Genomic DNA, 11,310 nt, shown 5'->3' with positions numbered 1-11,310 from the left:
GACAGAGAGACTAGCCAGCCTCAGCTTTCAGTTGGCTGAGGCGAACATTACAGTTTTGTCAGTTGACTCGGACGCCTTACAGGCCCAGCCCTTGCTGCACCACTTGCAGCAGATTGTTTTCCGTCAGCGCAATCGCATCCAGCTCCTGGCCGGTCTCGATAGTCTGCAACCACCAATGGCTTTCGCCATGCTCGTCAACCGTGCGCAGCAACGACTGATCGCGCCCCGGTACCTTGATCTCGACACGTCCGCAACCATCCTCGGTAAACCGCGCAATCGGATCGAACGTAAGGCTGTGATGATTAGCCTCGATCACCAACTGGTCTATGGCGTAGTCGTGGCTTTCACCATCCGGCGAACTTTCGCAAACGTGCGTAGGATTTCGCCGAATCTTCAGTCCTACTTCGGTGACTGGTTGCAGCCAGCCCTCAATGCGGTGGTACAAGTCGTACACCTGAGCAGGCCAGCAATCGATTTCCAGCACCGCATCAGCCTGGGTGTGCCGTGTCTGCTTGAGTCTGGCGGCGAGTTCGTCTGCTTTACTCATGTCGGTTCCCTTGTTGGATGTCTGCCTGTTCAGCGTAGACCTTTGCACGGCGCAGGGCCTTGCCTTGCGTCATGCGCTTGCAATACAAGCGTGTCGAAATCAGCACTGGCCAGGTCTGGCCAACAACGAAAACCACGGACGCAGGCGTCCCAAGGAACGGGTTAATGAAAAAGCTGTTTACAATTCTGGCGCTGATCGCGCTGACGGCCGGTAGCATCGGCACGAGTTCGGCGCGTCAGCCGGCGTCGAACAAAGCGCAGGCCGAATCGGTGGCGGGGGTGTTCGACTACTACCTGCTGGCGCTGTCCTGGTCACCGACTTTTTGTCTGACGCACAAGGACGATGCGCAGTGCACCGGCAAGGGTTATGGTTTTGTCCTGCACGGTTTGTGGCCGCAATACGCCAAGGGCGGCTGGCCGCAATCCTGTCCGCCGCTGACCAGGCTGTCGGCGGCAGAAACCAGCAAGGGCCTGACGATGTACCCGACGAAAAAACTCCTTGATCACGAATGGTCCAAGCACGGTACCTGCAGCGGTCTTGGCGCAATGGGTTATCTGGACAAGTCCGATCAGGCCCTCGGCGCGGTGAAGATTCCGCAGGCGTTACAGCCGTTCGGCTCGACGTCGTACTACTTCGAAGCGCAAGAGATTGTCGATCTGTTTCGCAAGGCCAATCCGGGTATTCCCGAGGATGGAATTGCGGTGATTTGCAGCGGCCCGCAGCTGTCGGAAGTGCGGGTGTGCATGGACAAGGATTTGCAGTTCGGCGCGTGTGGCAAAGGGGTGAAGACGCAGTGTCGGGCGGGGGATATTCGGGTGCCGCCGGTACGGTAAGCCATCCGTAATGAGCAAGGAAAAACAGGCGCTCCCGTGAGCGTCTGTTTTTTTTGGTCTGAGGATTTTGAAATGTGAATATGAATACGAACCACGCTACTACTCAAACACCATGAACATCCCCACCGCCGACCTGCTCCGCGAAATCAACAAACCCGAATAAGGATCCCCGGGGGGTTCAGGCAAATCCCCCCGCATCCACCCCCAATTCCCCACGCAAAAACTCCACCAGCCCCCGCTGCAACCCGCTCAACACTCCCTCGCGGCTGACCAGCGCCAGTTCCGTCGGCGCCAACTCCGGCAGATCCCTACACACCTCGTGCTCTGGCAATACCGCCGAAACCGGCAACACCGAAACCCCTAACCCAGACGCCACTGCGGCTTGAATTCCGGTCAGGCTGTGGCTGCCGAACGCCACTCGCCATGGTCGCTGCGCCACATCGAGCAGGCGAATAGCCCGCTGTCGATACAGGCAGCCCTGCGGAAACAGTGCCAGCGGTAGCACACCGCTGGAGGTGTCGAATTCGGTGCCTTTGACCCATACCAGGCGTTCCGGCCAGGTGGCCCATGCCGGGCCGCTGTCGGGTTCGCGTTTGATCAGGGCAATGTCGATGTCGCCGGCGTCGAGGCGTTGGCGCAGGTCGAGGCTCATGCCACTGATGGTTTCCAGGCGCGCCTGCGGATGGTTGCGGGTGAAACCGGCGAGGATCAGTGCCATGCGCCGGGCGTCGAAGTCTTCCGGCATGCCGATGCGCAGCACTTCCAGGTCGACGTCGCTGGCCAGCGCTTGCGTGGCTTCGGCGGACAGCGCCAGCAATCGGCGCGCATAGTGGATCAGCAGTTCGCCGTGTTCGGTGACCGCGACGTTCACTCCGGTGCGGTCGCGCAGGAGTAGCGGGTGGCCGACCAGATCCTCGAGTTTGCGCACCTGCTGGCTGACCGTCGATTGGGTGCGGTGCACACGTTCGGCAGCACGGGTGAAGCTGCCTTCGTCGACCACGCAGACAAAGGTTTTCAGCAATTCCAGATCCAGCATGGCGGCGTTCCTGATAGTTGATTTGCGAATGACAATCGCGTGTTTATTTAATTTCACACTATCACCGCGCGCTCATAAGCTGAAGTCCTCACTGTGGAGGAATCGACCGATGACCTTGAACAACACGCCGCGCCCGCACTGGCTGACCTTCGATTGCTACGGCACGCTGATTCAGTGGGATGAAGGCCTGAAAGCCGTGGTCGAAAAAATGCTCAGCGACAAGGGCGAGCACGCAGTCGACGCCGCTAAGTTGATCGAAGTCTACGACCGTCACGAGCACCGTCTCGAACAAACACCGCCGCACCGTTCCTTTCGCGAACTGAGCACACTCGGCCTGCAACTGGCGCTGGCAGAACTGGGCTTGCCGAGCCAGCCCGAGGACAGTCAACGCCTGGCGACAGCCATCCCGAACATGCCGCCATTTGCCGAAGTGGTCGACACCCTCGCGCAGCTCAAAGCCTTGGGCTTCAAGCTGTGCATTGTCTCCAACACTGACGACGACATCATCGCCGGTAACGTCGCGCAACTCGGCGGCCATATCGACCGGGTGATCACCGCGCAACAGGCCGGTGCCTACAAACCGGCGCCGCGCCTGTTCGACTACGCTCATGAGCAATTGGGCGTGACCCGGGATGAAGTGGTGCACATCTGCGCCAGCCCCATGCTCGATCACACGGCGGCGCGGGACATGGGTTTTCGTTGCGTGTGGATCGATCGCGGCACCGGGCGCCAGTTGTTGCCCGACTATCGCCCCGACGCGATCCTGTCCAGCCTCGATCAAGTGCTGCCGCTGTTCAAATCCCTCGGCTGGACCTAAGGAGGATTGCCATGGCTCATATCTTGAGCGGCACTGGCAAAGCCAGACCAAGCGCAACGCTGAACCTGGAAACCGAAGCGATCATCACCGCCCGCAACGAACTCGCTGCGTGCTTTCAACTGGCCGCATTGCATGGTCTGGAGGAGGGCATCTGCAATCACTTTTCGGCGATGCTGCCGGGGCATGATGATCTGTTTCTGGTCAATCCATACGGCTACGCTTTTTCGGAAGTGACCGCGCAGAATCTGCTGGTCTGCGACTTCGCTGGCAACGTGGTCGATGGCGAAGGCGAGCCCGAAGCGACCGCGTTCTACATCCACGCGCGCCTGCACAAACAACTGCCACGGGTAAAAGTCGCGTTCCACACGCACATGCCGCACGCCACCGCGTTGTGCCTGTTGCAAGGCCCGCCGCTGCTGTGGCTGGGGCAGACTGCGCTGAAGTTTTACGGGCGCACAGCGGTGGACGAGGATTACAACGGTCTCGCACTGGACGCATCCGAAGGTGACCGCATCGCCAGCGTCATGGGCGACGCCGACATTCTCTTTCTGAAAAACCACGGGGTGATTATCGCCGCGCCGAGCATTGCCGAAGCCTGGGACGATCTGTATTACCTGGAACGCGCCGCGCAGGTGCAACTGCTGGCACTGGCCACTCAGCGCGAATTGAAACCGGTGCCCCATGCGATTGCGCAGCGCGCCTATGAACAAATGCGTGAAGGCGATGCGCAAAGTGCCCGCGCGCACCTGACCAGCGCGATGCGGCGGCTGGCCCTGCACAACTGATTAACCGTAAAGAAGCAATCGTAAATAAATCGACGAAAAGCGATCATCCAAACTCGCGACGCGCCGATAACTGGGCGGGAGGCGGGCGTTTGCCCGGTACATCCCGGTGGGCTACGCTCACACATACAAGGGTTTCGGGCTCGCGCCCCTGTCGTACCTGCCCAGGACATGCTTTTGCCAATCCCCAATAACGATCCGCATCAGGCCCCCGGCACGCTCAAACGGTTGCCGCTACGCAAAGCGGCGGTGCTGTTTATCGTTGCGGTGAGCCTGTGCCTGTGCGGTCTGCTGTACCTGCAACTGGAGCAGTCGCGGCGTCAGGATCTGGCGGTGGCGAAAATGGCTTCGGGCAACCTGACCAGGGCCATGGCGCAGCAGGCCGAGGACACTGTGCGGGCGGCGGATCTGGTGATGACCAGCCTGGTCGACTGGATTCAGGACGATGGTTACGGGGCGGTGCAGCGCCCTCGGTTGCAGCGGATCTTTGCCCGCCGCGCGCAGCAACTGGATCAGTTGCATGGCATCTTTCTCTTCGATCGCGAAGGGCAGTGGGTCATTACTTCGTTCGCCGATCTGCCTCGTGGCAATGGCGTGGCCGATCGCGAATATTTCAAGTTCCATCAGCAGAATGCTTCGACGGTTGCGCACATCGGCCCGGCGATTCGCAGCCGCGAAAACGGCGAGTGGATCATTCCGATTTCCAGACGCGTCAACGACCAGCTCGGCAACTTTCAGGGCGTGCTGATGGCCGGCATCCGCATGTCCTACTTCGATCAGTTCTTCAAAAGCTTCAGCCTCGATGACAGCGGCATCATGTTTCTGGCGCTGACCGACGGCACCTTGCTGGCGCGACGGCCCTTTGATGAGTCGTTGATCAATACCTCGGTGGCACACGGCGAGATCTATCAAACCCTGCTGCCGAACGCTAACGCTGGCACCGCGATGCTCAACTCCGTGGTCGACGGCGTGACCCGCTTGTATGGCTATCGACAGCTCGCCTCGTATCCGCTGGTGGTCTCTGCGGCGACGTCGCAAGACACGATTCTGCAGGGCTGGTATGACCGCGCCTTTCAGTCCAGCGTGATTGTCGCGCTGGTGATTCTCGGGGTTGGCCTGTTCGGCTGGGTGTTCATTCATCAAGTGCGCGATGGCGAACGTATCGAGAAAAACCTGCGCAAGGCGCAACTGGCGCTGGAGCAGATCGCCACCCACGACAGCCTGACCGGGTTGGCCAATCGACGCTTGTTCGAGCGCTCGCTGGACATCGAATTTGCCCGGGGCGCGCGCCAGGTCAGCCCGGTCAGCCTGATCATGCTCGATATCGATTTCTTCAAGCGCTACAACGACGCTTACGGCCATGTCGCCGGCGATCAATGCCTGGCGCAGGTTGCGCAAGTGGTGAAGGCCTGCTGCCAGCGCAAGTCGGATCTGGCGGTGCGTTATGGCGGCGAAGAGTTTGCCGTGCTGTTGCCGGACACGGACATCAACGGCGCGCTGGCGATAGCCGGGCAGATTCGCCGCAGCGTGATCGACAAGCACATCATCCACAGCGGCTCGCCGACCGGTTATCTCACCGTGAGCCTGGGCTGTTATTCATTCATTCCGCATGGCAACGACAGCCCGCAGGTGTTTATCCAGCGCGCGGACGCGGCTTTGTATGAGGCGAAAAATGCCGGGCGCAATCGCGCGGCGGTGTTTACAGCTGAAGAGGGTTTTGCCGAGCTGATGCGTTCGGATCGCTGATTTTTTTTCAATCAACAGACATCAGAAGTGGGAGCGAGCCTGCTCGCGAATCGGTGTGTCAGCTTGCATCAAGGTTGGCTGACAGACCGCTTTCGCGAGCAGGCTCGCTCCCACATTGGGTCCTGATGTATGCAGGACTATCTGGGATGGCTCTTGTTCGTTCAGCTGCCCGTGCCACCGCCCGCACCACCCGTGCCGCCGCCGGCCGAACCGGTGCCGCCACCCGCGCCGGACCCCGAACCGCTGACGCCGCCATTGGTGCCCGTTCCAGTGCCCATGCCCGAACCAGTTCCTGTCCCTGTCCCTGTCCCGGTTCCTGTGCCAGTTCCGTTATTGGTTCCACCAGAATTGCTGTCAACGGAAGGCGAGCCCGGCGTGCTGTCTGGCGGCATGGTCGAGCTGCTGGCGCCGCCGGACTTGGTGCCCGTCGCATCGGTGCTGTCATTGGCAGCGAAGCTGGCGGCGGATGCCGTGGCGAGCAGGCCGGCCAACAATAACGAAGTGAATTTGCGCGTCATCATGGTACGTCTCCTGATAAAGGGGATTACCTGATATTGGTCTTGCGCACTGAAACCTTGGTGCCCGTCGAGTGACGAGCGGTCAGTCGCCGCGCCAAGTGGCCTACCGTTCTTCTGCAATATTGGCTATTTGCCGAACCACCCCCGGGGACTAACGTAGCCACACATTCAATCGCTACCCCGGAGCCCACCATGCAACCTCGTGCCGATTTCTACACCGCGTCCCCTGATGCCATGAAAGCGATGATGGCGCTGGAAAATGCCGTCTCGAAACTGTCGCTGGAAAAGAGCCTGCTGGAACTGGTCAAGCTGCGCTCTTCACAGATCAACGGCTGCGCATTCTGCATCGACATGCACACCGCCGACGCGATAAAGGACGGCGAAACCCCACGCCGCCTGTTCGCCGTGACGGCATGGCGGGAAGCGCCGTTCTTCAGCGAGCGTGAACGCGCCGCGCTGCTGTGGACCGAGTCGCTGACACAACTGAGCCTGACCCACGCGCCGGACGAAGACTATGAAGTCGTCGCTGCGCAGTTTTCGCCGATGGAACTGGTTGACCTGACGGTGGCGATCAACACCATCAACGGCTGGAATCGCCTGGCAGTGGGCTTCCGCAAACTGCCGCAGGCCTGAGACATTCACGCTTTTACCTTGTGGGAGCGAGCCTGCTCGCGAAGGCGACGTGTCAGTCACCATCATCGTTGCTGACATACCGCATTCGCGAGAAGGCTCGCTCCCACAGGGTCCTATTCAATGCCCATCGGAGCTCGGCGTCGTCGGTGCTTGTACCTTGCGCATCAAGAACACCATCACAGCGTGCATTGCTTTGTATTAATACGAAGCATTACTATTCACGCCCCTTTCTCACCACGCCGCCCATCCCCCATGCGCTCCCGCAGACCCGGCTTTTTCGAGCATTACGAAGAGTTGATCGGCACCTGGACTCGTCGCCTGCGCAATCGCGCGCAGGCCGAGGATCTGGCGCACGACACCTTTGTGCGGGTGCTCGAGGCGGATTCGGCGGCGGTGCAGCAGCCGCGTGCGTATTTGCATCAGACCGCGCGCAATATCGCCGTTGATGGTTATCGGCGTGAGGACCGGCGGGGCGTCATGGAGTCGGAGGCGGTCGATGACAGTGCATCGTCGGCGGGCGATCCGGAGCATTACATGCACGCGATCCAGTTGGCCGATTCCATCGAACGCGCGCTCACCGAGCTGCCGCTCAACTGCCGCAAGATCTTTGTATGGCAGAAGATCGAAGGCCTGACGCAGGCAGAAATCGCCGAACGCCTGGGGCTGTCCAAGAACATGGTCGAAAAGTATATGATCCGCACCCTGCGCCATCTGCGTGAGCGGCTGGATGGCTTGCAGTCATGATGACGAGTGACGTCGAAAAGATCGCAGCCTTCGGCAGCTCCTACAGGGGGGCGTGCCTGGTCTCAACCTCAGCCGGACAGAATATTCCATGATGGAGACGAGAGATTGCGCCTGTGGGCAAGCGGCGGTGCGTGACGAGGCGGCGGCATGGTTCGTGCGTTTGCAGGAACCGAATGTCAGCGTCGAGCAACAGCAGCGCTTCGAGGCCTGGCTGAACGAGCATTCGCAGCACCGCGAAGAATTCCAGTTGCTACAGGGCTTGTGGGCGGCGGCTGATTTGCTGCCGACCTCACGTCTTCAAGCGCTGGTTGAAACTCCGCCAGCTCGCCGCCAACGTCGGCCGATGCTGCGTTATGCCGTCGCCGCGAGTGTTCTGGCCGTGGCGCTGGGGCTTGGCCTGTTCAGCGGGCTGAATCATCCGGGCGGTTACCGCGCTGAATTCGCCACGGCGCCGGGCGAGCGCAAGCATGTGGCGTTGCCGGACGGTTCTGTAATCGATCTGAACAGTCGCAGCCGCTTGCAGGTGCGTTATGAGCAGGATCGACGGGTTATCGAATTGAGCGCGGGCGAGGCGATGTTCAGCGTTGAACACGACGCCTCGCGTCCGTTTATTGTCGAAGCCGGCAGCGGCAGGGTCACGGTCACCGGTACGCGTTTCGATGTGCGCCGCGATGCCACGCAAACCCGCGTGGCGGTGGAGCAGGGCACGGTGAAGGTGCAGGGAAGTGCTGCCCCGGACAACCAATTCATCAACCTCACCGCAGGCCTCGGCACGGCGGTCGATGGCCAAGGCAAAGTCCTGCCGGCCTACGCGGTCAACCCGGCGGAACTGACCGCATGGCGTAACGGCAAACTGGTGTTCAACAACGCCAGCCTCGGCGAAGTAGCGGCGGAAGTATCGCGCTATCGCGACAAACCGCTGACCGTATCCCAGCCGAACGTGGCCAGCCTGCGCCTGACCAGCGTGTTCAAATCCGACGACACCGACGCCTTGCTCAAAGCCTTGCCGAGCATCCTGCCGGTGACGGTGCGCACCCTTGCCGATGGCAGTCAGGAAATAATTTCCAGATAGCATTCAGGTTTTTTCCCCGTTCATCGTCTTCCTGTTCAACTGCAACTGGTTTGCATTAACAGCCGCACACTCTTGCGATCCACAGGACTCCGTACGACGTGAACATCACCACAACCCACAATAAAAAATCCCCTTGGTTGCCACTGGCTCTCGCGCTGGCAGTCAGCGCCGCGATGCCGTTGGCGTTTGCCGCTGAAGCCATTCATATCCGCGCGCAACCGCTAGGCCAAGCCTTGAGCGAACTGGGCCAGCAAACCTCGCTGCAGGTGTTTTTCAGCCCTGAGCTGGTGGCCGGCAAACAAGCTCCGGCGGTGGACGGCGACCTCGCGCCAGAGCAGGCGCTGCGGCAGTTGCTGCAGGGCAGCGGCCTCGATTATCAGATCAATGAAGGCTCGGTGACGCTCGCCCCGGCCGCCACTTCCGCAGCCAGCAACGGCCCGCTGGAACTGGGTGTGACCGACATCAAAGTGGTCGGCGACTGGCTCGGTGACGCGGACGCTGCGGTGGTGCAGAACCACCCCGGCGCACGCACGGTGATTCGCCGCGAAGCGATGGTCGAGCAGGGCGCGATGAACGTCAGCGACGTGCTCAAGCGCGTGCCTGGCGTGCAGGTGCAGGACTCCAATGGCACCGGCGGCAGTGATATTTCCCTCAACGTCGGCGTGCGCGGTCTGACTTCGCGCCTGTCGCCACGCTCGACTGTTTTGATCGATGGCGTGCCAGCGGCGTTCGCGCCTTACGGCCAGCCGCAACTGTCGATGGCGCCGATTTCCTCGGGCAACCTCGACAGCATCGACGTCGTGCGTGGCGCCGGTTCCGTGCGCTACGGGCCGCAAAACGTCGGCGGCGTGATCAACTTCGTGACCCGCGCGATTCCGGAGAAAACCACCGGCGAAATCGGCACCACCCTGGAAACCACGCAGCACGGCGGCTGGAAACACATCGACACCGCATTTCTTGGCGGCACCGCCGACAACGGCATGGGCGTCGCGCTGCTGTACTCCGGCGTCAACGGTCACGGTTATCGCGAGCGCAACAACGGCAATGACATCGACGACGTGCTGCTCAAGACGCATTGGGCGCCGACCGATAAGGACGATTTCAGCCTCAACTTCCACTACTACGACGCCAGTGCCGACATGCCGGGTGGCCTGACGCAGCGTCAGTACGACGACAAACCGTACGAATCGGTGCGTGATTACGACCAGTTCACAGGCCGGCGCAAAGACGTGTCGTTCAAGTGGATCCGCCAGATCGACGAGCGCACCCAGGCAGAAATTCTCACCTATTACACCGACAGCTTTCGCGGCAGTACCATCGCCGCGCGCGATCAGCGCACCCTCAGCTCGTACCCGCGTTCCTATTACACCCTGGGCATCGAGCCGCGCGTGTCGCGGGTGTTCGATGTCGGCCCGACCACTCAGGAAGTCAGCGTCGGTTATCGCTATCTGAAAGAGGCCATGCACGAAGAGTCGAGTCGTCTGGCGCTGGTCAACAATCAGCCAGTGGTCACGCCGACTTCCGACGGCCATGTATTCCAAGATCGCACCGGTGGCACCGAGGCCAATTCGGTGTATGTCGACAACAAGATCGACGTCGGCAACTGGACCATCACCCCGGGCATTCGCTTCGAACACATCAGCACCGATTGGCACGACCGCGCCGTGCTCGACACCGCTGGCCGGCCGGTCCAGGAGAAAAACCGCAGCATCGAAAGCAATGAGCCGCTGCCGGCGCTGAGCGTGATGTATCACCTGTCCGATGCCTGGAAGCTGTTCGCTAATTACGAAACCTCGTTCGGCAGCCTGCAGTATTTCCAGCTCGGCCAGGGCGGTTCGGGTGACAGCACCGCCAACGGTCTGGAGCCGGAAAAGGCCAAGACCTACGAGATCGGCACGCGTTACAACGATGATGTCTGGGGCGGCGAGGTGACGCTGTTCTACATCGATTTCGATGACGAACTGCAATACATCAGCAACGACGTCGGCTGGACCAACCTCGGCGCGACCAAGCACCAGGGCATTGAAGCCTCGGTGCATTACGACATGGCCGCACTCGACCCGCGCCTCGATGGCCTGACCGCCAACGCCGGGCTCACCTACACCCGCGCCACTTATGAAGGCGAGATCCCCGGCTTCAAGGGCCGCGATCTGCCGTTCTATTCGCGGCAGGTTGCGACAGTCGGTTTGCGTTACGACATCAACCGCTGGACCTGGAACATCGACGGCTTTGCCCAATCGAAACAGCGTTCGCCGGGCACCGGTGTGAATGCGGATGGCAGCTTCAATGGCAACTACATCACCGAAGGCACAGCAGACGGGCAGTACGGCGACATCCCGGGTTACGTGACCTGGAACGTGCGCGGCGGCTATGACTTTGGTCCGCAGGTGTCGAACCTCAAGCTCGGTGCCGGGGTGAAGAACGTCTTCGACAAGCAATACTTCACCCGCTCCAGCGACAACAACTCGGGGATGTATGTCGGCGCACCGCGCACGTTCTTCGTGCAGGCCAGCGTAGGCTTCTGATAGAGCGCGGTGCCTTCTTCGCGAGCAGGCTCGCTCCCACATGGACCACTGAAACCC

11 protein-coding genes are annotated in these 11,310 nt (G+C 60.8%); 8 read left to right on the top strand and 3 right to left on the bottom strand.

What is annotated here, in order from left to right; translation table 11 throughout:
* Nucleotides 1–76 precede the first annotated feature (76 nt).
* Nucleotides 77–547, bottom strand: a complete 471-nt coding sequence (locus AB4O12_RS12285) for a hypothetical protein (protein WP_095182417.1) — start codon at nucleotides 545–547, stop codon at nucleotides 77–79.
* 164 nt (nucleotides 548–711) lie between these two features.
* Between AB4O12_RS12285 and AB4O12_RS12280 the strand changes: the two genes are divergently transcribed.
* Entirely contained in the window at nucleotides 712–1,380 is a 669-nt protein-coding gene (locus AB4O12_RS12280) for a ribonuclease T2 family protein (RefSeq protein WP_095182419.1), read from the top strand.
* A gap of 178 nt (nucleotides 1,381–1,558) precedes the next feature.
* Here AB4O12_RS12280 and AB4O12_RS12275 read toward each other — a convergent pair whose 3' ends face one another.
* On the bottom strand, nucleotides 1,559–2,416 hold the full coding sequence (locus tag AB4O12_RS12275) for a LysR family transcriptional regulator (RefSeq protein ID WP_252882388.1): 858 nt from the start codon (nucleotides 2,414–2,416) through the stop codon (nucleotides 1,559–1,561).
* A 109-nt stretch (nucleotides 2,417–2,525) separates the two neighbouring features.
* Between AB4O12_RS12275 and AB4O12_RS12270 the strand changes: the two genes are divergently transcribed.
* The 3 genes from AB4O12_RS12270 to AB4O12_RS12260 all read left to right on the top strand — a co-directional run bounded on the left by AB4O12_RS12270 (nucleotide 2,526) and on the right by AB4O12_RS12260 (nucleotide 5,761).
* Nucleotides 2,526–3,233 (top strand): haloacid dehalogenase type II, encoded by a 708-nt coding sequence (locus AB4O12_RS12270; RefSeq protein ID WP_460062140.1) that lies wholly within the window; start codon nucleotides 2,526–2,528, stop codon nucleotides 3,231–3,233.
* Between the two features lie 11 nt (nucleotides 3,234–3,244).
* Entirely contained in the window at nucleotides 3,245–4,018 is a 774-nt protein-coding gene (locus AB4O12_RS12265) for an aldolase (protein WP_460062138.1), read from the top strand.
* Nucleotides 4,019–4,192: 174 nt separating this feature from the next.
* Nucleotides 4,193–5,761 carry a sensor domain-containing diguanylate cyclase gene (locus AB4O12_RS12260; RefSeq protein ID WP_460062136.1) on the top strand — a complete coding sequence of 523 codons (1,569 nt, stop codon included), beginning with the start codon at nucleotides 4,193–4,195 and terminating at the stop codon, nucleotides 5,759–5,761.
* A 161-nt stretch (nucleotides 5,762–5,922) separates the two neighbouring features.
* Here AB4O12_RS12260 and AB4O12_RS12255 read toward each other — a convergent pair whose 3' ends face one another.
* The gene (locus AB4O12_RS12255; protein ID WP_423662326.1) at nucleotides 5,923–6,282 is read right to left on the bottom strand and encodes a hypothetical protein; all 360 of its coding nucleotides are present in this window, start codon (nucleotides 6,280–6,282) and stop codon (nucleotides 5,923–5,925) included.
* 189 nt (nucleotides 6,283–6,471) lie between these two features.
* On the opposite strand from AB4O12_RS12255, the gene AB4O12_RS12250 reads away from it, so the two are divergent.
* The 4 genes from AB4O12_RS12250 (at nucleotide 6,472) to AB4O12_RS12235 (ending at nucleotide 11,253) form a co-directional block, all read left to right on the top strand.
* Nucleotides 6,472–6,912, top strand: a complete 441-nt coding sequence (locus AB4O12_RS12250; RefSeq protein ID WP_406226856.1) for a carboxymuconolactone decarboxylase family protein — start codon at nucleotides 6,472–6,474, stop codon at nucleotides 6,910–6,912.
* 252 nt (nucleotides 6,913–7,164) lie between these two features.
* Nucleotides 7,165–7,656, top strand: a complete 492-nt coding sequence (locus tag AB4O12_RS12245; RefSeq protein ID WP_406226855.1) for a sigma-70 family RNA polymerase sigma factor — start codon at nucleotides 7,165–7,167, stop codon at nucleotides 7,654–7,656.
* Between the two features lie 88 nt (nucleotides 7,657–7,744).
* A complete protein-coding gene (locus AB4O12_RS12240) occupies nucleotides 7,745–8,728 on the top strand; it encodes a FecR family protein (RefSeq protein WP_252867932.1) in 984 nt (327 codons plus the stop codon).
* Nucleotides 8,729–8,826: 98 nt separating this feature from the next.
* Nucleotides 8,827–11,253 carry a TonB-dependent siderophore receptor gene (locus AB4O12_RS12235; protein WP_460062133.1) on the top strand — a complete coding sequence of 809 codons (2,427 nt, stop codon included), beginning with the start codon at nucleotides 8,827–8,829 and terminating at the stop codon, nucleotides 11,251–11,253.
* The last annotated feature ends 57 nt before the right edge of the window (nucleotides 11,254–11,310 follow it).

Source organism: Pseudomonas sp. S2_A05 (assembly GCF_054668485.1).
Note: the sequence above shows the minus strand (reverse complement) of the source record. Positions and strands in the feature narration are given on the sequence as shown.

Excerpts from the sequence above, each read along its gene's own strand:
- AB4O12_RS12245 (WP_406226855.1), top strand. The coding sequence starts at position 7,165 with ATGCGCTCCCGCAGACCCGGCTTTTTCGAGCATTACGAAGAGTTGATC.
- AB4O12_RS12255 (WP_423662326.1), bottom strand. The coding sequence starts at position 6,282 with ATGATGACGCGCAAATTCACTTCGTTATTGTTGGCCGGCCTGCTCGCC.
- AB4O12_RS12270 (WP_460062140.1), top strand. The coding sequence starts at position 2,526 with ATGACCTTGAACAACACGCCGCGCCCGCACTGGCTGACCTTCGATTGC.
- AB4O12_RS12285 (WP_095182417.1), bottom strand. The coding sequence starts at position 547 with ATGAGTAAAGCAGACGAACTCGCCGCCAGACTCAAGCAGACACGGCAC.
- AB4O12_RS12240 (WP_252867932.1), top strand. The coding sequence starts at position 7,745 with ATGATGGAGACGAGAGATTGCGCCTGTGGGCAAGCGGCGGTGCGTGAC.
- AB4O12_RS12250 (WP_406226856.1), top strand. The coding sequence starts at position 6,472 with ATGCAACCTCGTGCCGATTTCTACACCGCGTCCCCTGATGCCATGAAA.
- AB4O12_RS12265 (WP_460062138.1), top strand. The coding sequence starts at position 3,245 with ATGGCTCATATCTTGAGCGGCACTGGCAAAGCCAGACCAAGCGCAACG.
- AB4O12_RS12275 (WP_252882388.1), bottom strand. The coding sequence starts at position 2,416 with ATGCTGGATCTGGAATTGCTGAAAACCTTTGTCTGCGTGGTCGACGAA.
- AB4O12_RS12280 (WP_095182419.1), top strand. The coding sequence starts at position 712 with ATGAAAAAGCTGTTTACAATTCTGGCGCTGATCGCGCTGACGGCCGGT.